The 26300-nt window shown below is 64.0% G+C and carries 25 protein-coding genes; 21 read left to right on the top strand and 4 right to left on the bottom strand.

Translation table 11 applies throughout. The annotated features are described in order from the left end of the window. Positions 1-54 precede the first annotated feature (54 nt). The 7 genes from G0D83_RS04985 (at position 55) to G0D83_RS05015 (ending at position 7298) form a co-directional block, all read left to right on the top strand. A complete protein-coding gene (locus G0D83_RS04985; RefSeq protein WP_164190118.1) occupies positions 55-1371 on the top strand; it encodes an ABC transporter substrate-binding protein in 1317 nt (438 codons plus the stop codon). A gap of 104 nt (positions 1372-1475) precedes the next feature. Next, positions 1476-2423 carry a carbohydrate ABC transporter permease gene (locus tag G0D83_RS04990; protein WP_108970727.1) on the top strand — a complete coding sequence of 316 codons (948 nt, stop codon included), beginning with the start codon at positions 1476-1478 and terminating at the stop codon, positions 2421-2423. Continuing rightward, positions 2420-3358 (top strand): carbohydrate ABC transporter permease, encoded by a 939-nt coding sequence (locus G0D83_RS04995; RefSeq protein WP_164190120.1) that lies wholly within the window; start codon positions 2420-2422, stop codon positions 3356-3358. Before G0D83_RS04990 ends, G0D83_RS04995 begins: the two co-directional genes overlap by 4 nt. Continuing rightward, a complete protein-coding gene (locus G0D83_RS05000) occupies positions 3355-3567 on the top strand; it encodes a hypothetical protein (protein WP_164190122.1) in 213 nt (70 codons plus the stop codon). Before G0D83_RS04995 ends, G0D83_RS05000 begins: the two co-directional genes overlap by 4 nt. Positions 3568-3579: 12 nt before the next feature. Next, positions 3580-4677 (top strand): ABC transporter ATP-binding protein, encoded by a 1098-nt coding sequence (locus G0D83_RS05005; RefSeq protein WP_164190124.1) that lies wholly within the window; start codon positions 3580-3582, stop codon positions 4675-4677. Beyond that, complete coding sequence (locus G0D83_RS05010) at positions 4670-5665, top strand: ABC transporter ATP-binding protein (protein ID WP_164190126.1); 996 nt, start codon at positions 4670-4672, stop codon at positions 5663-5665. Before G0D83_RS05005 ends, G0D83_RS05010 begins: the two co-directional genes overlap by 8 nt. Positions 5666-5675: 10 nt before the next feature. Further along, positions 5676-7298, top strand: coding sequence for a dihydroxyacetone kinase subunit DhaK (locus G0D83_RS05015; RefSeq protein WP_164190128.1), 1623 nt, complete (start codon positions 5676-5678; stop codon positions 7296-7298). Positions 7299-7559: 261 nt separating this feature from the next. On the opposite strand, the gene G0D83_RS05020 is transcribed toward G0D83_RS05015, so the two are convergent. Beyond that, complete coding sequence (locus tag G0D83_RS05020) at positions 7560-8483, bottom strand: LysR family transcriptional regulator (protein WP_164190130.1); 924 nt, start codon at positions 8481-8483, stop codon at positions 7560-7562. A 95-nt stretch (positions 8484-8578) separates the two neighbouring features. On the opposite strand from G0D83_RS05020, the gene G0D83_RS05025 reads away from it, so the two are divergent. From G0D83_RS05025 to G0D83_RS05040, 4 genes are read left to right on the top strand one after another with little or no spacing between them, the layout of a single operon-like run. After that, complete coding sequence (locus G0D83_RS05025; protein WP_164190132.1) at positions 8579-9541, top strand: TAXI family TRAP transporter solute-binding subunit; 963 nt, start codon at positions 8579-8581, stop codon at positions 9539-9541. A 1-nt stretch (position 9542) separates the two neighbouring features. After that, entirely contained in the window at positions 9543-11402 is a 1860-nt protein-coding gene (locus G0D83_RS05030; RefSeq protein ID WP_164190134.1) for a TRAP transporter fused permease subunit, read from the top strand. Further along, positions 11399-12736: an acyclic terpene utilization AtuA family protein gene (locus tag G0D83_RS05035; protein ID WP_164190136.1), complete on the top strand. Its 1338-nt coding sequence runs from the start codon at positions 11399-11401 to the stop codon at positions 12734-12736. The genes G0D83_RS05030 and G0D83_RS05035 overlap by 4 nt, the downstream gene beginning before the upstream one ends. Positions 12737-12770: 34 nt before the next feature. Beyond that, a complete protein-coding gene (locus G0D83_RS05040; RefSeq protein ID WP_164190138.1) occupies positions 12771-13070 on the top strand; it encodes a hypothetical protein in 300 nt (99 codons plus the stop codon). 193 nt (positions 13071-13263) lie between these two features. Here G0D83_RS05040 and G0D83_RS05045 read toward each other — a convergent pair whose 3' ends face one another. Further along, positions 13264-14256, bottom strand: coding sequence for a substrate-binding domain-containing protein (locus G0D83_RS05045; protein ID WP_235939523.1), 993 nt, complete (start codon positions 14254-14256; stop codon positions 13264-13266). A 48-nt stretch (positions 14257-14304) separates the two neighbouring features. After that, on the bottom strand, positions 14305-14667 hold the full coding sequence (locus G0D83_RS05050; RefSeq protein WP_164189967.1) for an NAD(P)-dependent oxidoreductase: 363 nt from the start codon (positions 14665-14667) through the stop codon (positions 14305-14307). A 160-nt stretch (positions 14668-14827) separates the two neighbouring features. Between G0D83_RS05050 and G0D83_RS05055 the strand changes: the two genes are divergently transcribed. From G0D83_RS05055 to G0D83_RS32450, 10 genes are all read left to right on the top strand, one after another. Continuing rightward, entirely contained in the window at positions 14828-15568 is a 741-nt protein-coding gene (locus G0D83_RS05055) for an ATP-binding cassette domain-containing protein (protein ID WP_108970715.1), read from the top strand. A gap of 12 nt (positions 15569-15580) precedes the next feature. Continuing rightward, on the top strand, positions 15581-16573 hold the full coding sequence (locus G0D83_RS05060; RefSeq protein ID WP_164190140.1) for an ABC transporter permease: 993 nt from the start codon (positions 15581-15583) through the stop codon (positions 16571-16573). Positions 16574-16645: 72 nt separating this feature from the next. After that, positions 16646-17668 (top strand): LacI family DNA-binding transcriptional regulator, encoded by a 1023-nt coding sequence (locus G0D83_RS05065; RefSeq protein WP_164190142.1) that lies wholly within the window; start codon positions 16646-16648, stop codon positions 17666-17668. 276 nt (positions 17669-17944) lie between these two features. Then, positions 17945-18865: a transcriptional regulator gene (locus G0D83_RS05070; RefSeq protein ID WP_108970712.1), complete on the top strand. Its 921-nt coding sequence runs from the start codon at positions 17945-17947 to the stop codon at positions 18863-18865. Between the two features lie 96 nt (positions 18866-18961). After that, the gene (locus tag G0D83_RS05075; RefSeq protein WP_164190144.1) at positions 18962-20470 is read left to right on the top strand and encodes an alpha-N-arabinofuranosidase; all 1509 of its coding nucleotides are present in this window, start codon (positions 18962-18964) and stop codon (positions 20468-20470) included. A gap of 109 nt (positions 20471-20579) precedes the next feature. Then, complete coding sequence (locus tag G0D83_RS05080; RefSeq protein ID WP_164190147.1) at positions 20580-21839, top strand: extracellular solute-binding protein; 1260 nt, start codon at positions 20580-20582, stop codon at positions 21837-21839. Positions 21840-21906: 67 nt separating this feature from the next. Further along, on the top strand, positions 21907-22800 hold the full coding sequence (locus tag G0D83_RS05085) for a carbohydrate ABC transporter permease (protein ID WP_108970709.1): 894 nt from the start codon (positions 21907-21909) through the stop codon (positions 22798-22800). Then, positions 22797-23639 carry a carbohydrate ABC transporter permease gene (locus tag G0D83_RS05090; protein ID WP_108970708.1) on the top strand — a complete coding sequence of 281 codons (843 nt, stop codon included), beginning with the start codon at positions 22797-22799 and terminating at the stop codon, positions 23637-23639. The genes G0D83_RS05085 and G0D83_RS05090 overlap by 4 nt, the downstream gene beginning before the upstream one ends. Before the next feature lie 3 nt (positions 23640-23642). Then, positions 23643-24716, top strand: coding sequence for an ABC transporter ATP-binding protein (locus tag G0D83_RS05095; protein WP_164190149.1), 1074 nt, complete (start codon positions 23643-23645; stop codon positions 24714-24716). 76 nt (positions 24717-24792) lie between these two features. Next, positions 24793-24927, top strand: a complete 135-nt coding sequence (locus G0D83_RS32450; RefSeq protein ID WP_255455825.1) for a hypothetical protein — start codon at positions 24793-24795, stop codon at positions 24925-24927. Between the two features lie 61 nt (positions 24928-24988). On the opposite strand, the gene G0D83_RS05100 is transcribed toward G0D83_RS32450, so the two are convergent. Further along, positions 24989-26296 (bottom strand): TrkH family potassium uptake protein, encoded by a 1308-nt coding sequence (locus tag G0D83_RS05100; protein ID WP_164190151.1) that lies wholly within the window; start codon positions 26294-26296, stop codon positions 24989-24991. Positions 26297-26300 lie beyond the last annotated feature (4 nt).

Here is a 26300-nt window from a genome sequence, read left to right on the forward strand (position 1 = left end):
AAGATAAATGAGTCGGGAAGAGGAGCCCGGCCTTATCTCTGGGAGGATGCACCAATGACTATCCGATACACCGCTCCGGCGGTCGCGACTGCCTTGTTTGCCCTCGCGGGGGCGGCGCAGGCGGATGAGCTCACCCTGTGCTGGGCGGCCTGGGACCCGGCCAATGCGCTGGTCGAGCTGTCCAAGGACTTCGAAGCGACGTCCGGACACGAGATGTCCTTTGAATTCGTTCCGTGGCCCAACTTCGCCGACCGGATGCTCAACGAGCTGAACTCCGGCGGCCAGCTCTGCGATCTGATGATCGGCGACAGCCAGTGGATCGGCCTCGGGGCCGAGGCGGGCCACTACGTGAAGCTGAACGATTTCTTCGAGGCCAATGGCATCAGCATGGATGATTTCATCCCTGCCACGGTCACCGGCTACTCCGAATGGCCGAAGGGCACGCCGAATTACTGGGCCCTGCCGGCCTTTGGGGACGTCGTCGGATGGACCTACCGCAAGGATTGGTTCGAGCGGCCAGAGCTGCAAACGGAGTTCCGGGAAAAATACGGCCGCGAACTGACGGTGCCCGCCACGCTGGAAGAGCTGAAGGACATTGCCGAATTCTTCCAGGGTCGCGAGATCGACGGCACCACGGTCTATGGCGCGGCCATCTACACCGAGCGCGGCTCCGAGGGGATCACCATGGGCGTGACCAACGCGCTCTACAACTACGGCTTCAACTACGGCACGCCCGAGGAGCCCTACAAGCTCGAGGGGGTGGTGAACTCGCCCGAGGCTGCGAAGGGGCTGGAGTACTACAAGGCGCTCTACGACTGCTGCACCCCACCGGGCTCGTCGGATTGGTACATGTCCGAGAACATCGACGCCTACAAATCGGGGCAGGTGGCGCTGCAGATGAACTTCGCCTTCATCTGGCCGGGGGTCGAGGCCGACCCGAACGTCGGCGGTGGCAAGTCGGGCTACTTCCCCAACCCGCCCGGACCGGACGGGCATTTCGCGCAGCTCGGTGGGCAGGGGATCTCGGTTGTCTCCTACTCCGACAGCCAGGACGCGGCGCTGGAATACATCAAGTGGTTCGCCCAGCCCGAAATACAGTCGAAATGGTGGGGTCTTGGGGGCTACTCGGCGCTGAAGGCGGTGGTCGAGGATCCCGGATTCGCCACCAGCCAGCCTTATGCGCAGACCTTCCTCGACTCGATGGCGATCGTGAAGGATTTCTGGGCCGAGCCGTCCTATGCCTCGCTGCTGCTCTCGATGCAGGACCGGGTGCACAATTACGTGGTGGCCGGACAGGGCACCGCGCAGGAGGCGCTCGACAAGCTGGTCGAGGATTGGACCGAAGTCTTCGAAGACGAAGGCAAGATGTGACCAGCCGCCGGCCGCAACGTCCCCGGACAGGCGGTCCCGCACGCGGAGCCGGACGAGAGGATGGCTCCGCGCATCGCACCGAACGTTTCGAAGAGACCCGCCCCATGTCCCATTCCGTCATCGCGCGCGCCGCCGAGGCGACGCCGCCTGGTCTCGCGCGCCGGTTCCGCGGCCTGTCCGACCGGGCCATCGCCTGGATTTTCGTGGCTCCGACGGTCTTCCTGCTGCTTGCGGTGAACATCTTCCCGCTGATCTGGACGATCCGCCTGAGCTTCACCAACTTCCGCGCCAATCGGCCCAATGCCGAGGTCGAGTGGATCGGGCTGCGCAACTACCACCGCATCCTGACCGACGGCGACATCTGGAAGACCATGCAGGCGACGGCGCATTTCCTGTGCTGGACCATCGTGCTGCAGGTGCTGATCGGCTTCACGCTTGCCTGGCTGATCAATCGCAAGTTCAGGGGCAACGACCTGTGGACCACGATCATCGTGCTGCCGATGATGCTGTCGCCCGCCGTCGTGGGGAATTTCTGGACCTTCCTGTACCAGCCGCAGATCGGCCTGTTCAATTACGTGGTGGCCTTCTTCACCGGCGTGGACCCCACCAGCTTCTCGATGATCGGCAGCGTGTCCCTGGCGCCTTGGGCAATCATCATTGTCGACACCTGGATGTGGACGCCTTTCGTCATGCTGATCTGCCTCGCAGGGCTGCGCTCGATCCCGGACTCGATCTACGAGGCGGCGGAATGCGACCGCGCCTCGAAGTGGCGGCAATTCTGGACCATCACCCTGCCGATGACGCTGCCCTTCCTTATGTTGGCGGTGCTCTTCCGGGGGATCGAGAACTTCAAGATGTTCGACCTGGTGGTGCAGTTGACCGGTGGCGGACCCGGCAACACCACGACGCTGACTTCCATCGACCTCAAGCGCGAGGCCTTCGAGAAATGGCGCACGGGCTATGCCTCGGCCTATGCGATCATTCTCTTCGTGACGGTCTTCGGCCTCGCCTCGATCTACGTGAAGGCGCTGAACAAGGTGAAGGAAAGATGAGCGGCTACTCGATCACCGAACCCTCGCCGCGGCAGAAGTGGGTCGCGGGCGCGCTGGTGGCGCTCTATGCCATCGTCACCATCCTGCCGCTGGTCTGGATCATCGCGACAGGCTTCAAGTCCTCGGCCGATGCCATCGCGTACCCGCCGAAGGTGGTCTTCACCCCATCGCTCGAGGGCTACGTGAACCTCTTCACCACGCAGACCCGCCAGACCGCCGAGTACTTCGCGGCCAACCCGCCTGAGACCTGGTACGAGCGCATCGTGCAGTCCAAGGGGCTGACCATCGCGGGCCCCTCGCGCTTTGGCGAGCGTTTCATGAACTCGGTGATCATCGGTTTTGGCTCGACCTTTCTCAGCGTCTTCCTGGGCACGCTGGCTGCCTATGCCTTCTCGCGCTTCAAGGTGCCACTGAAGGATGACCTGATGTTTTTCATCCTCGCGACCCGGATGATGCCGCCGATCGCCGTGGCAATCCCGATCTTCCTGATGTTCCGCTCGCTCGGCCTGTCGGACACCCATGCCGGGATGATCCTGCTCTACACGGCGGTGAACCTCTCGCTCTCTGTCTGGTTGCTCAAGGGCTTCATCGACGAGATCCCGCAGGAATACGAGGAAGCGGCCCTGATCGACGGCTACACGCGCTTCCAGGCCTTCTACAAGGTGGTGCTGCCGCAGGCCGCAACGGGCATCGCCTCGACCGCGATCTTCTGCCTGATCTTCGCCTGGAACGAATACGCCTTCGCGGTGCTGCTCACCTCGGGCACTGCCCAGACCGCGCCGCCCTTCATCCCCACGATCATCGGCAACGCCGGGCAAGACTGGCCCGCTGTGGCGGCGGGGGCCACGCTGTTCCTGCTGCCGGTCATGGTCTTCACCATCCTGCTGCGCAAGCACCTGTTGCGCGGGATCACCTTCGGAGCGGTGCGCAAATGAGCAAGGCCGCCACGATCCCCGAAAGCCCCGCCCCCGCCAAGCGCCGCATCTTCCGGCGCGGCCCCTGGGAGATGGCCGCCTCGATCCTGATCGCCCTCGGCGTGGTGATGCTGATGCAGCCTTTCGTTCTCTGGGCCTACTCGTGGTCCTTTCCCGTCACGCTGATTGGCACGGTGATGTTCATCGTCGTCAGCCATTTTCCCGACTGAAGCGGAGACCCCATGGCCCAGATACGCATCGACAGCCTGCGCAAGGACTTCGGAGCCTTCACCGCCGTGCAATCCTCGAGCTTCACCATCGAGGACGGCGAGTTCTTCATGCTGCTCGGCCCCTCGGGTTGCGGCAAGACCACCACGCTGCGGATGATGGCGGGGCTCGAGATGCCGAGCGCCGGGCAGATCTATATCGACGGCGAGGAGGTGGGCCGGAGGCCCGCCAGCCAGCGCGACATCGCATTCGTCTTCCAGATGTTCGCGCTCTACCCGCATATGAACGTGCGCAAGAATATCTCCTACCCTCTGATCAGCCAGGGCATGTCGCGCAGGGCGGCGCGGGCCAAGGTCGAAGAGGTATCGCGCATCCTCGGGATCACCGACATTCTCGAAAAGCCGGTGGGCGGGCTCTCGGGCGGTGACCGGCAGCGCGTGGCCTTGGGGCGGGCGATCGTGCGCGCGCCCAAGGCGTTCTTCATGGATGAGCCGCTGGGGGCGCTCGATGCGGAGTTCCGCGAACACATGGCCGAGGAGCTGCGCGCCCTGCACGATCGCATGGGCGCGACGACTGTCTATGTCACCCATGACCAGCTCGAGGCGATGCAGATGGGCGACAAGATCGTGGTGATGAACCACGGCGTTGTCGAACAATTCGGCGTGCCGCAGGAGATCTACGATTGGCCCGCGACCCTCTTCGTGGCGAAGTTCATTGGCTCGCCCCCGATGAATTTCCTGAGCTTCGAGGGCAGCGCTGCGCGGGGCTATGCCTCGGTCGCGCTCGGCTCCTTCGCGCAAGCCATACCGCAACTTCGCGAGGGCCATGCCGGGAAGCTGGTGCTGGGCGTGCGCCCCGAGCACGTGCGGCTGGACGACACATCGGACTACCGCGCCGTGGTGCGGGCGGTCGAATACCTCGGCACCACGCAAATCATCACGCTCGAGGCTGCGCATGGCGAAGTGAAGGCCCGTATCTCCAGCCGCGATCCGGTGCGGGTGGACCTGACCACGGGGCTCAGCTTCAACGACCGTACGCTGACACTGTTCGACGCCGGAACCGGCCGTGCGCTTCGCTCGGCCGCCAACGAGAAGGTGCTGCGCCATGGCTGAGATCACGCTCCGGAATCTGACCAAGCGTTTCGGCGATACCTTGGCGCTCGACGATGTGACGATGACTGTTCCGAACGGCGCCTTCGTGGTTCTGCTCGGGCCGACCGGCGCGGGGAAGACCACGACGCTGCGGCTCGTCTCGGGGTTGGACCGGCCCGACGCGGGCAGCATCGCCATCGGCGGCGTCGACGTCACCCGCATGACCCCGGCGCAGCGCAACGTGGCGATGGTCTTCCAGCAGTATTCGCTCTACCCGCATATGACGGTGCGCGAGAACCTCGCCTTCCCGCTGAAGTCCCCGCTGCTGCGCTACGACGACGCGCAAGTTGTCCGAAAGGTGGGCGAGGTGGCGCAAATGCTGCAGATCACCCACAAGCTGGACAACAAGGCCACCGCGCTTTCGGGCGGCGAGATGCAACGGGTCTCGATTGGCCGCGCGTTGGTGCGCCGTCCCGAGGTTTACCTGATGGACGAGCCGCTCAGCTCGCTCGACGCCAAGCTGCGCGCCGACCTCAGGGTCGAATTGAAGAACATACAAGCGCACTCCGGGGTGCCCTTCCTCTATGTGACCCACGACCAGATCGAGGCGATGACCATGGCCAGCCACGTCGGCGTTCTGGACCACGGCAGGCTCGTTCAGTTCGGCACCCCGCGCGAAATCTACGAGGATCCGGTCAGCATCTATGCCGCAAGCCGCCTTGGCCTGCCGCGCATCAACATCCTGCCCGCCGACCTTTTCGCCGGTGCCCCTTCGGATGCGCGCTACATCGGCCTGCGGCCCGAGCAGATCCGGCAGGGGGATGGCGCCGAGAGCCGGGTCGTCCGGGTCGAGCATCTTGGCGACCAGACCCGGCTGCATCTGACTGTTCGCAATCACGACCTGATCACCGTGACCGACGCCCATACCGGCCTGCGCGCGGGAGACATCGTGCAGATCACCCCCGACGCCCCGTTTTATTTCGACGCCTCCGGCGCGCGCGTCCATTGAGGAGAGCCCCATGACCCAGTTCATCAACTTGAAGGAAGACATCGTCGCCGAGGCGGTGGATGGCGTGGTCGCGGCCTCGGGAGGACGCCTGGCACGGCTGGACGGCTACCCGCATATCCGCGTGGTGCTGCGCGCGAGCTGGGACAAGTCCAAGGTCGCGCTGGTCTCGGGCGGTGGCTCGGGGCACGAACCTGCGCATGCTGGCTTCGTCGGCGAAGGGATGCTGACCGCCGCGATCTGCGGCGACGTCTTCGCCTCGCCCTCGGTCGACGCGGTGCTTGCCGGGATCCTCGCGGTCACCGGCCCGGCGGGCTGCCTGCTGATCGTCAAGAACTACACCGGTGATCGGCTGAACTTCGGTCTCGCCGCCGAGCGGGCGCGGGCCTTTGGCCTCAACGTCGCGATGGTGGTGGTGGATGATGACATCGCGCTTCCGCATCTGCCGCAGGCGCGGGGGGTGGCAGGCACCCTTCTCGTGCACAAGATCGCCGGGGCTCTGGCCGAAAACGGCGCCGATCTTGCCAGCGTGCGCGCGGCGGCGGAACGGGTCATCGCGGGCACGCGCACCATCGGCATGTCGCTCGATACCTGTACAGTGCCGGGCGCGCCAAAGGAGGCGCGCATCCAGCCCGGCAAGGCCGAACTCGGCCTCGGCATCCATGGCGAGGCCGGGGCGCAGCAGGTCGATTATATCCACGCGCGCGGAGCGATGGAGATGGTTGCCGAGCGTCTGGCCGACCATATGCAGCCGGGCAAGCCGCATGTGGCTCTGCTCAACAACCTCGGCGGGGCCTCGGTGCTCGAGATGCAGATCCTCGCCTACGAGCTGGGCAAGTCTGCCATCGGCGACAGGCTGCATCACATCATCGGTCCGGCCGCGATGATGACCTCGCTCGAAATGCGCGGTTTTTCGGTCTCGGTCTACCCGGCGGGCACCGAGGATCTGATGGCGCTGAAATCTCCGGTGCCGCTGCCGGCCTGGCCGGGTCTTTCGGCGCTCGGCCCGGTCGAGGTGATCGATCTGCCCGACGGGCTGCGCCCGATCCGACCGCTGCCGTCCGACCACCCTGAGACTCGACGCTTCCTGCAACGCTGCTGCGAGGTGTTCATTGGCGCCGAGGCCGATCTCAACGCGCTCGACGCGAGGGCGGGCGACGGCGACACAGGCTCCACGCTGGCCGGGGCGGCGCGGGCGCTGCTAGGCGCAATGGATCGCCTGCCGCTGGCGGACCACACGCAACTCTACCGGGCCATCGGGCTGGAACTGAGCCAGACGATGGGAGGCTCGTCGGGCGTGTTGCTGGCGATCTTCTTCGCGGCCGCCGGGGACGCCGCCTCGAGCGGGCAATCGCTTCGCGAGGCGTTGAACGCGGGGCTCGACCGAATGCAGGAAATCGGCGGTGCGCGTCCCGGCGACCGCACGATGATCGATGCGCTGAAACCTGCGCTGGACCATCTGGCGGGCGGGCTTGACGAGGCTGCGCGCGCCGCTCGGGAGGGGGCGAACCGAACCGCCGAGATGGACACCGCCAAGGCCGGCCGTGCGGCCTACATCAACGCCGACCAGCTAAAGGGACAGGTCGATCCGGGAGCCGAAGCCGTGGCGCGCCTGTTCGAGAGCCTGTCGGGGTAGAAGGCACGCGGCAGACGGTGGCCAGAGCCCGGCCCGACGGGTAGGGACCGCAGATCTCCGCGACCCCTTTCGTGTTGTCGCGAGACGCCGGCGATCACCCTGCCTTGCGGGACCGGTGCAGCGGGCCTCCAGCCCGGCCCGGACGCGCGGTCATACGGCTTCTTGTTGTCAATCCAAGCCTGGCAGAGGCGATGACCGACAGCATGGCGGCGATCCTCCGGGCTAGGGGACTGTCCAGAAGATGGCAACATGTCAGGCGATCTAGGGGCGCGAGAGCTCCCGCCTTGGCAGGCTCGACTCGCGGACGTGGGCCAGAAAGGCCTGTGCCGCGGGCGACAGCGACTGGCCTGACCGGCGAACGAGGCCGATGCGGCGCCGGGCTCCGAAGCCGATGATCTCCCGCTGCACGAGCGCATCGGTACGCAACACCGGCAGCGTGAGCGTCGGCAGCGCGGTGATCCCCAATCCCTCGGCCACGAGTGCGCCCGCCGTGGCGAGATGCGCCACCTCGAAACGCGGCGCCAGCGTATGGCCGATGCGCAGGCAGGCGCCGTCAATCAACTCGCGCACGCTGGTGCCCTGTGCCATCGCGATGAAGGGCATTTCGACGAGTTCTTCCCAAGTGTAGTCCCGTTCGATGTGCAAGGGTCCTTCCGGCGCGCTGATCGCCACGAAACGATCGTCCATCAGCGGCTGAAAGGTGAGGCGGCTGCGCGCCGAGAGCGTACCGGCGGTGAAGCCGATCTCCGCGATCCCGGCCTCGACCGCCTCGATCACGCTGCCCGAAAGCGCGTCGACAATGCGCAGGTCGATGTCGGGATGGGTGGCCGAGAAGCTGCGCAGCAACCCCGGAAGCAGGCCCGCGGTCACCGAAGGCAGTCCGGCGATGGTCAGTCGGCCATTTCGCGCCGACATATGCGCCTCGAATTCCGCCATACCGTCCTCGGCGGTGTTGATCATCCGTTCGGCCACGCGCCCGAAGGCCAGTCCCGAGGCGGTGGGCGCGACGTTGCGCGTGTCGCGGTCGAAGAGCCGCGCGCCGAGCCGCGCCTCGAGCCCGGTGATCTGCCGCGACAGCGCCGAGGGCGAGAGCGCCAGCACCTCGGCGGCCGCGCGAAACGAGCCGCAGCGCAGCAGGACAAGCACCGCGTTGAAATCGGCAAAAGACGGATTGCTGCGTTCCATGCACGAATTATGCCAAAATTCGCACTTCAGGCAACAAACAACTTCGGTCATGGTGCATTCCACGATCCCGAAGCCGGGGTCCAAGGGAGGACACCATGAAAACAACGCTCTACGCCCTCATGGGCGCAACCCTGCTTGCCGGTCCGGCGCTGGCGCAGGACAAGGATCTGCTCATCGGATCGACCTCGGCCTCGTCGAGCCACTACGGGTATTTCGTCGCCGTCGGCCAGCTGATCAACGAGAAGGCCGAGGGGCTGAAGGCCTCTGTGGTCGAGACCGGCGCGACAATGGACAATATCCGCCGCATGGCGCGCGGGCAGGTCGACCTAGGCCTCGTGACCACCAACACCGCACAGCACGCGGTGTCGGGGACCAATGACTTCGAGGGCAATGCGCAGGACCTGCGCCTTCTGTGGGTCTACACCAACGCACCGCAGAATGTGATCCTGCGCAAAGACGCAGGCGTCGACAGCCTGGAGGGCCTCTCGGGCGTGCGCTTCAACCCCGGAATCAAGGGCTCTAGCACCGAGTCGACCACCGAGGCGGTCTTTGCCACGCTCGGTCTCAATGCCGACTACGTGCGCGGCTCGACCACCGACATCGTCGGCGCGATCAAGGACAACCGGGTGGCGGGTTACGTGAAATCGGGGTCGGGCCTGAAGCTCGACGGCTCGACCATGGACATCGCCACCTCGACCGACATCACCGTGGTCGGCCTCTCGGACGCCCAGGCAGACACCCTGCGCGAGAAAATGCCCGACATCTCGGTGATCGACATCCCCGAAGGCGCCGCCGACGGCATCCCCGCCTATACCACCTGGAGCTTCGGCGTCGGCGTCGCGGCAACCGCGTCGATGGACGACGAGACCGCCTACAAGATCGTCTCGGCGATCATGGCCGATGATAGCGCGCAGGCCAATGCCATGGCAAGCCTGAAGGGCGCGGATCTTGCGCAGATGACGCTCGACTACGGCACCGTCCCGCTGCATCCGGGCGCGGCGCGCTGGTTCGAGGAGCAGGGACTCGAGATTCCCGCAAAGCTGCAGCCGGGGAGCTGACATGACACTGGAGCGCGTCCAGAAGGGGCTGGCGATCCTCGTCGGGGCCTTCGTCTTCTACACCGCCGCCACCGGCCCATTCGAAGGGCTGATCCAGCGGGCGATCTTCCTCGCCCTCGTGGCCTCCCTCGGCTTCGCGCTCTACCCGCTGGGCGCCGGGAAATCCTGGCGCCCGCTCGGGCTCGCCATCGACCTCGTGCTCTGCGCGGTGACGGTGGGATCCTGCGGCTACGTGGTCTGGAACTACGATGAAATCATGACCTCGCTGCCCTGGGCGACGACGCTCGACATGGCGCTGACCGTCGGTCTGGTGCTGTCGGTGCTCGAGCTCGGGCGGCGTACAGTCGGGCTGATCTTCCCCGTGTTGGTGCTGATCGGCATCGGCTACGCGCTGTTCGGCAACCTGCTGCCCGGCGCGCTGAGCCACCGCGGCTTCGACGCGGCCTTCGTGACCGAGACCATCTTTCTCGGCGATCTCGGCATCTGGGGGATGCTGACCGGCGTCGCTGCAACGGTGATCGCGGCCTTCGTGCTTTTCGGGGCGCTGCTGCTGCATTCGGGCGGCGGGCAGGCCTTCATGGACCTGGCGATGCGTCTCGGCGGTCGCCAACCGGGCGGCGCGGCGAAGATCGCCACCATCGCCTCGGGGCTTTTCGGAATGATCTCGGGCTCTGCCGTGGCCAATGTCGCCACCACCGGCAATTTCACTATCCCGATGATGATCCGGCTCGGCTACCCGCGCCCCTTCGCGGCGGCGGTCGAAGCTGTGGCCTCGACCGGCGGGCAGATCGCGCCGCCGATCATGGGTGCCGCCGCCTTCGTCATGGCCGAGATCCTCGGCGTGCCCTACACCACCATCATCGTCGGCGCGATCCTTCCCGCCATGCTCTTTTACGTGTCGGTCTTCGTCACCGTGCATTTCGTCGCGCAGCAGCGCGGGCTTGCCGTTGTGCCCGAGGACGAGATGCCCGACTGGAAAACCATCACCGCGCCGCGCCGGGTGCTGCCGATCCTCGCCGCGCTTGGCGGTCTTGGCATCGGCATATGGCTCGGCCGGTCGATCGCCACCGCCGCCTTCTACGGGGTCGTCGGCCTGCTGATCGCCTTCGTCGCCACCCAGGCCGGACGGCTGAACCCGCGCGAAATGGCCGGGCGGGTGATCGACGGGCTGGAGGACGCGGGCAAGGGCATGGTGATCATCGGCGTGCTGCTCGCCGGGGCGCAGGTGCTGGTCTCGATGATCAACATGACCGGCATCGGCGTGACGCTGTCTTCGCTGATCGTCACCATGGCCGGCGACTCGGTCGTGCTGGTGGCGATCATCGTCGGGCTGGTCTGCCTGATCATGGGCATGGGCCTGCCGACCACCGCCGCCTATGTGCTGGTGGCCGCGGTGCTCGCCCCGGCGATGACCGCCGTGGGGGTCGATCCGCTCGCGGCGCATCTCTTCGTCTTCTACTTCGCCACGATCTCGGTGATCACCCCGCCCGTCTGCGTCGCGGTCTTCGTCGGCTCGGGCATCGCAGGTACCAACTGGCTGCCCGCCGCGGGCGAGGCGGTGCGGCTTGGCGCGGTGACCTACCTCGTGCCCTTCCTGCTGCTGCTCTATCCCGGCATGACCATGTCGGGCGGCATCGTCGGAATCATCGAAGCTGTGGCTGCGGGCATGGCGCTGGTGCTGGCGGTTCCGGCGCTGCTGAGCGGCGCGCCCCTCACCGGAAAGCGCGGTTTCGACATTCTATTGCTGCTGGTCATCATCGCGCTGGCGATCTGGCCGATGCTGGCCACGCCATTCGTTGCCCTGGCGATCTTCTTCGGGGCCCGTGCGGTGGGCCGCGCACAGGGGAGGGCCGTAGCATGAGTGTGGTGCGCATCGGTACCGGCGCGGGCTTCCAGGGAGACCGCATCGCCCCGGCCGTCGATCTGGCCGAGCGTGGAGAGCTGGATTTCCTGATCTTCGAATGCCTTGCGGAGCGCACCATTGCGCTGGCCCAGCAGGCGCGGCTTGCCGATCCCTCGGCCGGGTACGACCCTCTGCTCGAGCGCCGCATGCGCGCCGTGCTGCCCGCCTGTGCCCGCAATGGCACGCGGATCGTCACCAATATGGGCGCGGCCAACCCCCGCGCCGCTGCCGAGCGCACCCGCGCCGTGGTGCGCGAGCTTGGCCTGCCCTTGACCGTGGCAGCCGTCACCGGGGACGATGTCCTGGGCCTCGTCGGCGACAGCCTGCTGACCGAAACCGGCGCGCCGGCGCGGGCCCTCGAAGACCGGCTGATCTCAGCCAACGCCTATATCGGCGTCGCAGGCATCGTCGAGGCGCTCGACGCCGGAGCCGACATCGTGATCTGCGGGCGCGCCTCGGACCCGGCGCTCTTCCTCGCCCCGCTGGTACACCGCTTCGGATGGGCGATGGACGACTGGGCGCGGCTCGGACGTGGCACGCTGATCGGCCACCTGTTGGAATGCTCGGCGCAGATCACCGGCGGCTATTTTGCCGATCCCGGGGTGAAAGAGGTGCCCGATCTCGCGGAGGTGGGCTTCCCGCTGGCAGAGGTATCGGAGGATGGTACCGCGGTGATCACCAAGCTGCCGGGCACCGGCGGCCTGGTCACCCGTGCCACCTGCACCGAGCAGCTGCTCTACGAGATCCATGATCCGGCACGCTACATCCAGCCGGATGTGGTCGCGGATTTTTCGCAGGTCGAGCTCGAAGAAGTCGGCCCCGACCGAGTGCTGGTCACCGGTGGCTCGGGGCATCCTGCGAGCGGGCAGCTCAAGGTTTCGGTGGGCTACCGCGACGGTTGGCGCGGCGAGGGGCAGATCTCCTATGCGGGGGCCAATTGCGTGGCACGCGGACGGCTGGCAGCCGAGGTGGTGCATCGGCGCCTGGCGGATTTGGGAGGGCGCATCCTCGAGGAGAGGTCAGAGCTCATTGGACTGGACGCGGTTGCGCCCGCGGCGGCGCGCGGCGCAGCGGATCCTTCCGAGGTCCGGCTCCGGATCGCTGCACGCTGCGCCGACGAGGAGGCCGCGGAACGGATCGGCGAGGAGGTCGAGAGCCTTTATCTCTGCGGCCCGGCCGGTGGCGGAGGTGTCAGCCGTTCCAGCCGCGAGATCATTGCCGTCGCCTCGACGCTCATTCCCGCCGCATCGGTCTCGGTGCGCGTCGAACTCACCGAGGGGATCGAGGCCTGAGCGCCTCGGATCCCGGTATCCGAAGGAGGACGCCATGAAACTGCACGAGATTGCGCATGCCCGTACGGGCGACAAGGGCGACACTTCGAACATCTCGGTGATTGCCTACAGGGTCGAAGACTGGCCGCTGATCGATCGCGAGCTGACGCCCGAGCGGGTGGCGCGGCACCTCGGCGGTGTGATGGCGGCGGACGTGACACGCTACGCGTTGCCTCAACTGTGCGCATTGAACTTCGTGATCCGCGGTGCGCTCACCGGTGGCGTCACCCGCTCGCTCGCGCTCGATGCCCACGGCAAGTGCCTGGCTTCGGTTCTCCTGGAGATTCGGCTTTGAGCATTCCGAGGTCTGGCTAGTCCTGCGCGTGCGCTGCGCCCGCGCCCACGGCGGCCGCCGCAGCAAGAAGGTTTGGGGTCAGGACATTGTCTTCCGTCCCGTATGTCGCCAGATGCGCGGAGATGCTCTCTTGACGACCGGCCGCCACGACGGGTGGCGACCAGTCCGGTCTGGTACGGCAAGCCTGCTCCGATCAATTGTCGGCGCAGAAGCCGGGATCGTCCGCGTTGCAGACGTCGAGGCCCGTGAAGAGCGGATCGTCCACCGTCTCGCCATTGATCAGCTGGATCATGACGTCCGGCGCCCGTAGTCCCATTTCGAAGGGGCGTTGTCCGACCTGGGCGTGGCTGCGCCCATCGCGGAAGGCCTTGGTCTGCGGCGGCAGGGTGTCGCCGGCGATGATGACCAACTCCTTGCTCTGCAGCTTGCCCATCACCTGGTCGGTCACCTGCGCGTATGCCTGCGGCGCGAATTGCGCCCATCCGCCGATGAGGATGAAGGCGTCGAGATCCGGGTTCGCGGTGAAGACGTCCGACATCTGCTGGTTCGCGAGGTCGGCCTGATCATTTGTGAAAACCGGGCATCCCTCGATTTCGGTCCAGCCATTCTGGCCGGTGAGCCGGTCTACGCCTTTCTCACCCGCGGCGGTGTCACGGAATCCCTGCGCCCGGGCGTTGATGTTGTCCGCCGCGACGTTGCCGAGCTGCAAGCAGACGGTGCCGCCTTCGGTCTTCAGCTTGGCCGCCTCTTCCGCCATCTTGACGCCCATCAGGTAGTTGTCGGTTCCGAGGTAGGTTGCACGCAGATCTCGGTCTTCGGCAATGAAATCGGCGTCGATGGTCATCACCGGCACCTCCGGAGCGATCGCGCGGACCCTGTTGGCCATGGCCGGTGCATTTGAGGGCGAGATGGCGATGGCCGCGACCCCGCTGGTCAGAAGGTCATCGACGATCTGTACCTCGCCGGCCTCGTCGGTCGAAGAGGCCGGACCGGTGTAGAGGCACTCGTACTCGCTGTCCGCGTGCTCCTTCATCCACTGCTGGCAGCCGAGGTTGATCTGCTCGAAGAAGGGGTTGTCGAGCCCCTTCACCACGATGGCCAGTGTCTTGCTGTCCTGCGCCATGACGGCGCTGGTGGAGAGTGCCACAAGGGCCGTCGTCGCCAGAATTGCGATGTCACGTTTCAATTTCAGTCCTCCCTGGGGTTGCGCGTTTCCTCTCGCCAGGTCCCGGGTTCAGCCCGGGTACCAGATGCGACGAGGCTCGTCGGAGCTTCGCTCGAAGCTCCATGCTCGCTCGATCAGGACCTCAAGATCAGTAAGGGGGTGCCAGACCAGTTCCGCCCATGCCTGTGCGTTGCTGAACCAGTTGCTGCGAAATGAGATGGCGATGTCGACAGGCTCCAGTCCGCGGGTCTGCGTCAGCAATGCGGCGGCGCGGCCATAGTCCATGGGCTGGTTCATCGAGATATTGAAGAGCCTGCGTGTTGCGGACGGAGTGTCGAGCGCGGCGAGCCTTGCAGAGACCAGATCGTCGACACGCAAGAAATCCCTGCGCAGCGGCCCGCCGTACCGACCAAGTATCAAAGGAACCCGCATCTCCTCCTCCATGCAAATAATAAAATTAATAATATTTGCAGCTAATAATTGGTCAAGTATGATTATTCCAATCGCAGCCCGGATCCGCCGACTGCTTCGGCGCGGGCTGCGGACGCCGGAAGGGGACAGATTCCATAGGAGCCAGGGAGGAGACCAAAGGGTGTCACGTCTGCAATTGAATGGAATATCGAAGCATTTCGGGGCCATCAGGGCGCTCGAAAATGTCTCGCTCGAGATAGGCCCGGGCGAGGTCCTGGGGCTCATGGGCGACAACGGTGCAGGGAAATCGACGCTGGTTAAGATCATCGCCGGCAATTTCCGCCCATCCTCGGGAGAGATGCGAGTCGACGGCCAGGCGGTCGCCTTCCACCAGCCGGTCGAAGCGCAGCGCGCCGGGGTCGAGGTGGTCTACCAGGATCTTGCGCTCTGCGATCACATGACCGCCGCGTCGAACGTCTTTCTGGGGCGCGAGCCGACACGGAGGCTCGGCCCGATCCGCGTGATTGACTACCCGCGGATGCATGCCCGGGCCGGCGAACTCTTCCAGCAGCTGAAGTCGGAGACCCGGCCGCGCGACGTGGTGCGCCGGATGTCAGGAGGGCAGCGGCAGGCGGTGGCCATCGCCCGCACGCTGCTGTCGAAGGCCAAGCTGGTCTTGCTCGACGAGCCAACGGCGGCAATCTCCGTGCGGCAGGTGGCCGAGGTGCTCGACCTGATCCGGCACCTGCGGGACGAGGGGATCAGCGTTCTCCTGATCAGCCACCGCATGCCCGATGTCTTCGCGGTCGCCGACAACATCGCCGTCCTGCGCCGTGGCGCTCTGGTCGCGAGCAAACCGGTCGGCTCGAGCTCGCCTGAAGAGGTCACCGGTCTCATCACCGGCGCGATCGACAAAGCCTGAGAAAGGAAGCCCATGTCCTCATCAATCGAAGATGTCATCGATCTGGCCCAGCATCGAAGTGCCGTGGCCCGTGTTGCCAACATGCAGGTGTTCTGGGTCTTTCTCGCAGCGGTGATCGCCTGCGTCGCGCTCAGTTTGGCCACGGATTCCTTTGCCACCTCGCGCAACCTGTTCAACGTCTCGCGCAACTTCGCCTTCGTCGCGATCATCGCCATCGGCATGACTGCGGTGATCGCCTCGGGCGGGATCGACCTCTCGGTAGGTTCGACGGTCGTCCTTACGGCGATGGTCATCAGCGTCCTGATGGCGGCGGGCCACGCCTTTTGGCTTTCGGCGCTGGCCGCCCTTGGCGTGGCGCTGCTGGTCGGATTCATCAACGGGGTGTTGATCGCCTACGCCGGCATGCCCCCCTTTGTGGTCACGCTCGGCATGCTCTCGGCCGCGCGCTCGGCCGCGATGGTCCTGTCCGACAACAAGATGATCTGGGAGTTCGGACCCGACCACGACCTCCTGCTCTGGATCGGCGGCGGGGCGACGTTCGGGCTGCCTCATCCGCTTTTTGCGCTGATCGCTCTGACGCTGGTGATGACCTTCGTGTTCCGCTGGACCCGCTGGGGGCAGCATTTGTTCGCCATCGGCTCGAACGAGCAGGCGGCAACGCTTACCGGCATCCCGGTGTCGCGGCTCAAGGTCTCGGTCTACATGTTCTCGGCATTCACCGCCGGGTTGACGGGTATTCTGATGGCCGGATGGCTGGGCAGCGTGACGACGAACCTTGGCAATGCGATGGAGTTGACGGTGATCGCAGCGGCGGTGATCGGCGGCGCCAATCTCAACGGCGGAGAGGGCACGGCGCTTGGCGCGGTTGTCGGTGCCCTGCTGATCGAGGTCATCCGGAACTCGCTGATCCTGCTGGGAGTTTCGACGTTCTGGCAAGGCATGTTCATAGGGACGTTTATCGTGATCGCCGTGGCATTCGACCGCATCCGCCACATGCAGCGATGAGCTAGACCTTGCTCGGGGTGCCGGTATACAGACGCCCGGGGGCCAACAGGAGGGCGGCATTTGCGACCGACGATGATGGATGTGGCGGCGCGGGCGGGGGTCTCGCAGGCGACGGTATCGCTGGTCCTGAACGGCAGCGCAGGAGCGCGGCTCAGCCAAGCCACCCGCGAGCGGGTCCGCATGGCCGCGGAAGAGTTGGGCTACCACCTCGCGGCGCGCGGCCAGCCGAAAATGCCGGTCGAGTCGAAGATGATCGGCTTCGTTGTGGACGAGCTCACCTCCGATCCCTGGATGTCCCTGGCGTTCGATGGCGCGCGGGAGAAGGCGCTCGAACAGGGCATCGCGGTGACCTTGGCGGTGCTGCGCGGCGAAGAGGCCCTCGAAGACCAGATCCTCGAGCAGATGGCGCATCAGCAGGTCTTGGGTTTTTTATACGGCACCATCCTGACGCGGCAGATCAGCCCGCCCAAGGTCTTCTTCAACACGCCGACTGTGCTGGTCAATTGCTATGATCCGAAGCGCAAACTGCCCTCTGTCTTGCCGGGCGACCTCGTCGGCGGGCGGACAGCGACCCAGCGGTTGATCGAGGCAGGCTGCCGGCAGATCGCGTTTATCAATGGCGAGGAGGGTATCGACGCGTCCCGCGACCGGCTCCGCGGCTACCGGCAGGCATTGTCGAGCAACGATCTTCCCTTCGATCCCAGGCTCGTCGTTCCGGGCAACTGGGAGCCCTCGGCTGGATACGATGGGACGATGGCGCTGTTCGCGTCGGACACGCCTCCCGACGGGATTTTCTGTGCCAACGACATGATGGCCCTCGGCTGCTATGACGCGCTTCGCGAGTTGGGATTGCGGGTTCCTGAAGACGTCGCCGTAGTGGGCTTCGACGACCGAGAGATCGCCCAGTTCATGCGGCCGCCGCTGACCACATTGGTCCTGCCCCACGCGGAAATGGGGGCGATCGCGGCAGAGATGCTTCTGGACATGGCTGGGGGGATGCCCAACAGGCATGACCAGATCAAGGTGGAATGCCCGCTGATCGAGCGGAACTCTGTTCAATCCTCGGCAGGCGGTTCACGAGAAACCGGCCGCTGACCTCTGAGCCGTGCATGGTCTGCGCCGATCGCCTCGTCGTGCAGCGTGGCCGTTGATCTGCCCCCACCGATCGGCCCAAGTTGATCGCTGACCCATCATCGTCCTGCGATCTCCCGGTATGGAGATCTCTGCGGCCGGGCGTCTGAATCGAGGCGCGCTGATAGGCCAAGCCATGCGGACATGCCCTGCTCATGAAGCAGCAAGGTGGATTGGCTCTTTTTTTATACCCGATCTTCGGATATATATGACCAGTGTTCGCCGGAAAAGGCCATCCAGATGACCAACAAGCTGCTCGTCGTCGATCCGATCGCTCAGTTCGATGTTCTGAAAGGTCTGGCGAGCGAGGTACGTATCTCGATCCTGAAACTTCTGGCGAAGACCGGCCCAATGAACGTCAATCAGGTCGCGGCCGAACTCTCTCTCCCGCAGTCCACGATTTCTTCGAACATGCAGATTCTCGAGAGCGTGGGCCTTGTCGCCACCGACATCCAGAAGGCCCGCAAGGGCAACCAGAAGGTCTGTCAGCCAGTCTATACCGAGATCCTCGTGGCTCTTGGCGACCAGAGACCGGAGGTGCGCGACGACGAGATCGAAGTATCCATGCCGCTCGGTCTCTATTCGCAAGTCGAAGTGACCGCTCCCTGCGGGCTGTGCTCTGCCGAGGGGGTGATCGGCCTGCTCGACGTGCCCGATACCTTTCTCGATCCCGAACGCATGAGGGCAGGGCTCCTCTGGTTCACCAGGGGCTTTGTTGAGTATCAGTTTCCCAACAATGCCAAACTGTTGAACAAGCCGGTTCAGTCACTCGAGTTCTCCATGGAGCTGAGCTCCGAAGTGCCTGGCACCTCCGCCGACTGGCCCTCCGACATCTCGCTGAGTGTGAACGGGACTCATGTCGCCACCTGGACGTCACCCGGCGATTTCGGCGACAAGCGGGGGGTTTTCACACCCGCCTGGTGGAAACTGGCGGGGTCTCAATACGGCAAGCTGAAGACGTGGCGTATCAACGGCGAAGGCACCTACGTAGACGGCTTGCGGGTTTCGGATGTGACGTTGACGGATCTGGAGGTCGACAGGCACCGTTCGATCCGGGTCCGCATCGGCGTGCGAGATGATGCCGAGCATCCCGGAGGGTTGAACATCTTCGGGCGCGGTTTCGGAAACTATGATCAGGACATCACCATGCGCCTGCGGTGAGCCCCGAGAAAACACTTGACTGAGCCGCCGTCCCTCGCAACCATATCGGCATACACGGTACAAACCGGAAGATAGGGTACATTAGGGAGGGATCGCATGAGGGCTCGTGTCACCGCGCATGCGCGCTACACCATCGCGGATATCGACAAACGGCTTTACGGCTCTTTCCTCGAGCATCTGGGTCGGGCCGTGTATACCGGCATATATGAACCCGATCACCCCAGCGCCGATGCCAGCGGGATGCGGCAGGACGTGATCGACCTCGTCCGCGAACTCGACACGCCGATTTGCCGCTATCCGGGGGGCAACTTTGTCTCTGCCTACAACTGGGAGGATGGTATCGGCCCGAAGGAGGATCGGCCGACCCGGCTCGATCTCGCGTGGAAGACGCTCGAGAACAACCATGTGGGCATTCACGAATATGCCGACTGGGCCGAGAAGTCCAACATCGAGATGATGCTTGCCGTCAATCTTGGCTCGCGCGGCCTCGACGAGGCCCGGAGCTTCGTCGAATACGTGAACCACCCCGGCGGCAGCTACTGGTCTGACCTGCGTCGCAAGAACGGGCGGGCAGAGCCTTGGGCGGTGAAAACCTGGTGTCTGGGGAACGAGATGGACGGGCCCTGGCAGGTCGGCCACAAGACGGCCCGCCAATACGGCCAACTTGCCAATGAAACGGCCAAAGCGCTACGGGCCTTCGACAGCGATCTCGAACTGGTGGTTTGCGGATCTTCCCACTCCGACATGCCGACCTACCCGCAATGGGAGGCCACGGTGCTCGAGGAGACCTACGACAATATCGACCACATTTCGCTGCACATGTATTTCGAGAACTACGAGAAGAACACGGCGAACTTCCTAGCTTTGCCGGAAAAGCTGGATCGCTATATCGGCACGGTGAGCGGCGTGATCGACTTCGTGAAGGGCAAGAAGCGGTCGAAGAAGGATGTGACGATCTCGTTCGATGAATGGAACGTCTGGTATCACACCCGAAAGCAGGATCAGCTCTACCTGCAAGGCAAGGATTGGAAGTACTGGCCGCCGATCCTGGAGGATGTGTACAATTTCGAGGATGTGCTTCAAGTGGGCTGCATCCTGAACACCTTCATCCGCCGTTCTGATCGGGTGCGCATCGCCTGCATCGCACAGCTCGTGAACGTGATCGCTCCCATCATGACCAGCCCGGGCGGTCCGGCCTGGCGTCAGACGATCTACTATCCGTTAAAGCTCGCCTCGCACCACGGTCGCGGCACCGCGCTGCAATTGGATGTCGATTGTCCGACCTATGACGCGGATATGGCAGCAGGGGTCAGCTACCTTGATATTGCCGGCGTGCACGACGCCGATGTGGGCAGCGTGACCTTCTTCGCCGTCAACCGGAACGGGAGCGAGCCGATGGAGGTAGAGGTGTCGCTCGAGAGGTTCGGCACACCGAAGACCGCAAGCCATACCCTGATCCACCACGACGATCTGGAGGCGCGGAACACGATGGAGGCGCCCGACACGGTGGTGCCGCAAGAGGGTAGCGGTGCCAAGATAGATAGAAACACTCTCAGCCTGGCCCTGCCGCCCTACAGCTATTCTGTGATCCGGGTCACGCTGTGACGACTGTATCGGAATATCGGGTATATACCGCCAAAATCGTTGATAGGAACCGGCAGTAGTGTAGAGTCAATCTGCGGCCGGGGTCCGGTCTTTCTTTGGGAGGAGAAAAATGAAACAAGTGTTGAGTATGGTCCTCGGGGCCACGCTTGCGACTTCTGCCCAGGCGCAGGAGACCGTCGTCTGGTGGGATTTCCTGAGTGGCGGCGACGGCGTGCGGTTGAAGTCGATGATCGAGGACTTCAACACGGCACACGAGGGCGAGATCGCCATCGATGCGACCACGCTCGAATGGGGCGTGCCCTTCTACACGAAAGTTCAGACATCGGTCGCCGTGGGCGAAGCCCCCGACATCATGGCCTACCACGCCAGCCGCATCCCGCTCGCCGTAAGCCAGGGTTTGCTGCAGCCGATCACTGATGCGGACTGGGAGAAGATGGGACTGAGCCAGGAGGATTTCGCAGAGTCCACCTGGAACGCGGTGACGGTCGACGGCAAGCAATACGCCGTGCCGCTCGATACGCATCCCATCGTGCTCTACTACAACCGAGACCTTCTCAAGCAAGCCGGCCGCCTCAACGAGGATGGCACGCCCATGGGGCTCGACAGTCGCGAGGGCTTCGAGGAAACCCTTGCCGCGCTCAAGGATGCGGGCGTCGAGTATCCGCTGGCCTCGGTGACAGCCGACGGCAACTTCATGTACCGCACCATATACTCGCTCATGGGCCAGCAAGACGGCGAACTTCTGACCGACGGCGAGTTCCTGGCGGGTGATAACGCTGAGAAACTGCAGAATGCACTGTCCGTGCTGCAGGATTGGACCAACAAAAAGTGGCAGTCGACCTATACCGACTATCCCGCGACGGTTGCGCTTTTCACCTCGGGCGAAGCGGGGATGATGATCAACGGCGTTTGGGAAGTCCCGACGATGAAGGATCTGAGCGACGAAGGCAGGCTCTTCGACTGGGGCGCGGTCGAACTGCCGGTGATCTTCGCCCATCCCTCAACCTACGCCGATAGCCATGCCTTTGCGATCCCGGCCAACAACGGCGTGGATGATGGCACCGCCAAGCGCGACGCGGTGCTGGAAGTCATGTCCTGGATGTCGAAGAATTCGCTGTTCTGGGCCACCGCGGGCCACATTCCGGCCAATTCGAACGTGACGGCATCCGAGGAATATTCCCAGATGGAGCCGAATGCGACCTACTCCTCGCTGACCAAGAACATGATATTCGACCCTCAGAGCACATTCGCGGGCGTCGCTGGTCCGATGTTCGACGTGATGTCCACCTACTTTGTTCCGACGCTGAACGGAGAGATGGATCCGGCCGAGGCGGTCGAGGAAATCCAGTACGAACTCAACGACATGTAATGATTCCGGGAGGGGCGCGCGTGCCCCTCCTTTCGTCTGACCAAAGGTTCGAATTGGAGGACCCGGCGTGATCCGCAACGCGAGAAAAGACACGCTGATCGCCTATGTCCTGATCGCACCCTTCGTGGCGATCTACGGGCTGATCTTCGTCTACCCGACGATCGACATGTTCATCCTGTCCTTTCAGGATGCGCCGCTGATCAGCTTCGGGCCGCAGACCGCGGAATGGACCGGTCTCGACAACTATACCCGTCTGCCAGATGACCGGCGCTTCGACACGGCCTTTTGGAACACGGCCTATTTCGTGCTGCTCAGCGTGGTTCCGGGGACGCTCGTGGCGCTTGCCATCGCCTTGGGCATCACGCGGCTCTCGGGGCGTCTTCAAGCACTCGTGCTGGCCTTGTTCTTCCTGCCCTACATCCTGCCGGTTTCTGTGGTCTACCGGATCTGGGACTGGACGCTGAACTTCCAATTCGGCATCGCCATGCATCTGTTCGATGCCTTGGGCATCGATCGCGTGCCGATCTTCAAGACCTCGACCTGGTTCATGCCGGCCGTGGCCTTCGTGACGATCTGGTGGACCTGCGGCTTCTCCATCTTGCTGTTTCTCGCGGGTCTGAGGGCGATCCCGACCGAAATCTACGAGGCGGCGGAACTGGATAATGCCGGACGCTGGACCGTTTTCCGGAAACTGACGTGGCCGCTGTTGTGGCCCGTCACGGCGCTGGTCCTGACGATCCAGCTGATCCTTCAGCTCAAGATCTTCGACCAAGTGTACCTGTTTTCCATAGGCGGGCGACCGAACGACAATCTGGTGATGGTTTACTACATCTACCAGCGTGCGTTCCAGAGCGACGACGGCGGGCGCGCTGCAGCCATCGCGGTGGTGCTCTTCCTGGTCGTCATCGTGGTTTCCGTGCTGAACTTCCAGCTTCTGCGCCTCGCGGAGCGCAAGACATGACCCCGACCACGACGCGACGCTACAACATCGCCGGAGCGATCATCACGATCCTGACGGTGATCGCCGCGATCATCTGGGCCTTCCCGATTTACTGGGGCATCGTCTCGTCCTTCAAGCTCGAGGACGAGGTCGTGCGCCCCTATATCGAACTCTGGCCCGAGAACCCAACTTTACGGCATTACTGGTTCGCCTTGACCGAGACGCAGATTGGCAGCTGGTACATGAATTCGGTGGCCACGGCCCTCGGGGTGACGGTGCTGACCGTCTCCACCTCGCTCTTGGTGGGCTATGCCATCAGTCAGCTCCGGTTTCCCGGTCGGAGCCTGCTGTGGTGGCTGATCCTGGCCAGCTTCATGGTCCCCACGCAGGTTCTTATCATCAACCATTTCGTGCTGATCGCGAATATGGGCCTGTTGAACACCTGGGCGGGGATCATCCTGCCGCAACTCATCCACCCGGTGATCATCATCGTCTACAAGCAGTTCTTCGACCAAGTCCCGAAAGAATTTCGCGAGGCGGCCGTGATGGACAACGCCTCTGAGTTCCGGATCCTGACCAAGGTCTACATTCCGATGAACTGGGGCGTGACCACGGCGCTTTCCATCGTCACCTTCATCTGGGCCTGGAACGCCTTCCTGTGGCCGTTTCTGGCGGTCACGCGGACCGAGATGATGACCATCACGGTCGGCATCACCCAAGTTAGTGACGCCTTCGGCGTCTATTACGCGCGGCAGCTGGCCTCGGCCGTGCTCGCCGGTTTCCCTGTCGCGCTCGCTTACCTGCTCTTCCAGCGGCGGGTAACGCAGGCCATCACGCTCAGTGCGGGGATCAAGGGGTAAGATATGGCAGATATCGCACTGCAGAACGTCTCGAAGAGCTTCGGCGCCGTCGAGGTCATCAAGGACATCAGTCTCGAGGTGAAGCAGGGAGAATTCATGGCCTTTCTCGGGCCGTCTGGTTCGGGAAAGTCCACCCTCCTGCGCATGATCGCTGGTCTCGAGTCCATCGACCGCGGCGAGCTCCTGATCGGCGGTCGAGAGTGCCAGGCTCTCGCCCCGGGCCAACGAAACGTGGCGATGGTCTTCCAGAACTACGCCCTTTATCCCCACATGACCGTGCGCGACAACATGGCCTTTGGCCTGCGCAATATCGGGATGAAGGAGAACGACATCGCCGCCCGGGTCGCGGATGCCGGGCGTATCCTCGAGATGGAGTCGCTTCTCGACCGCCGCCCGAGCCAGCTGTCGGGCGGGCAGCGCCAGCGGGTGGCCATCGGCAGGGCGATCGTCAAGGAGCCCGCGGCGTTTCTCTTCGACGAACCGCTGTCAAATCTCGACGCTGCGCTCCGGGTGCGCACGCGGGTCGAGCTCGCGCAGCTGCACCAGCGCATCGCGGCCACGATGATCTATGTCACCCACGACCAGACCGAGGCCATGACGCTCGCTGACCGGATTGTCATCCTCAACAATTGCCGGATCGAGCAGATCGGCACACCGATGGAGGTCTACACTTATCCTGCCTCGCGCTTTGTCGCCGGTTTTGTCGGAAGTCCGGGCATGAACTTCATGAAAGCGGACGTGGCGATTTCCGGCAGAGAGGCGCTTGCCGTCCTCGGCGACGGATCGCGCGTGACGATGAACATTTCGATCCCGGATGGCGGCGCCTACGAGCTGGGGATCCGCCCCGAAGCGGTGCACGTCACAACAGGCGAGGGCGATACGAAGGGTGAGGCCACTGTGGTGGAGCACCTAGGGGACAGGACGCTGGTTCATACCCGGCTCAGCGACGGCACCTCGGTCATCGCGCTCGACGGCGGACGCTCGCAGGTCGCGCCAGGGGACAACGTGGCGCTGCGATTCGACACCAGCCAGTTGCATCTTTTCGATTCCGCCGGTCGCGCCCATCACGCAGATTGACGGGCACCCGCTTCTATGCGGCATCACGGAATGAGCGCTGCCACGTTCTGCAAAGTGGCGGTGAAAGTATGGCGCCATGGAAGTGTCCGAGACCAAGCGGCTGAAAACGCCCGTGACCGAGACTGCGGAGCTGAAGAAGGTGCTGCCGGAGCAGGTGCAGGCGACGTCCCAAGGCGTCAACCTCTCGCCGTTCGTCAAGAGGCCCGAGTGATCGCAGTCGCGACCATGAAGCGGCTCGGTTAGGGTCAGTGTGAGCAAGCTCTCGAACAGGGCTACCCGAGATAAACTTTGCTCGCAGGGTACCCAACCCGGGGCTTGGATCGTGTTGCAAGGAAAAAGCCCAGGGTCAGTGGTCCAACCCTGCCGACAAACATGACGGCGATGATCACCGCGCGACCGAAGCCGTCCAGCTCTCCGGTGGTCCCCCGTGACAATCCGACCGTACCGAAGGCCGAGGTGACCTCGAATGCAAGATCGATGAAGTCCCCATCGTGGGACAGGGTCACGAGGAAGATCGCGACCAGAACCGTCAGCAGGCTTACCATGGTCAGCGCCAGAACCTTCATGATCTCTTCGGCACCGATACTCCGCCCGAAGACGTGCAGCTGCTGACTACGCCGGAAGAAGGCGACGGTCGCAAGCAGAAGGACGATAAAGGTTGTCACCTTGATGCCTCCGGCCGTCGAGGTGCTGCCTCCACCGATCACCATGAGGGACATGAACATCATGGAGGTGCTGTCATGGATGCCGCCGATGTCGACGGTGTTGAAGCCAGCGGTGCGGGTCGTCACCCCTTGGAACCAGCTTGCCCACAGCCTGTCACCGGTACTGGCAAGCCCTCCGAGCGTCGCAGGGTTGGTCCATTCCAGTGCAGCGAAGGTCAGCACCGACCAAACGATCAGAGCCAGAGTGCCGACCAACATGAGCTTTGTGTGCAGCGAGAACGCTTGCCAGCGGCGCTTGCCGTAGGCCTCGGTCACCACGATGAACCCCAGCCCGCCGAAGATGAACAGCGCCGGGATCGTGAGGTTCACGACAGGGTTGCCCACATAGCGCGACAAACTGTCGGGAAAGAGCGCAAAGCCCGCGTTGTTGAACGCCGAGACGGTATGGAAAAGCGCCTGCCACAGCCCCTCGCCCCAGCCGAATTCCGGCACGAAGACGCCGGACAGCAGCGCGACGCCCAAGAGTTCGCAGGCCAGCACGGTCTTGAGGATCCCACGAACGAGGACCAGCAGGTCGCTGATCGAAGTCTGGTTGAGATCCTCGCGCAGGAAGATGCGCTGCGAGATCGTCACCGGAAGACCCAGCATCGACAGCAACAGCACGGCAAAGGTCATCAACCCCAGCCCACCCAGCTGGATCAGCACCATGATGACCCCCTGACCGAAGAGGGTGAACTGGCTGCCGGTGTCCGAGACCACGAGACCAGTCACCGTCACGGCCGAGGCGGCGGTGAAGATCGCGTCCGACCAGGTTATCGGCATCGCCGTCGCTGCGGGCACCATCAGCAGAGCGCCACCCAGGACGATCAGCACCGCATAGAGACCGGCGAGGATCGCGGGCGGGGGGAGCTGCATGCGC

The sequence above is a fragment of the Salipiger sp. PrR003 genome (assembly GCF_010500785.1).
Lineage (GTDB): Bacteria > Pseudomonadota > Alphaproteobacteria > Rhodobacterales > Rhodobacteraceae > Salipiger > Salipiger pacificus_A.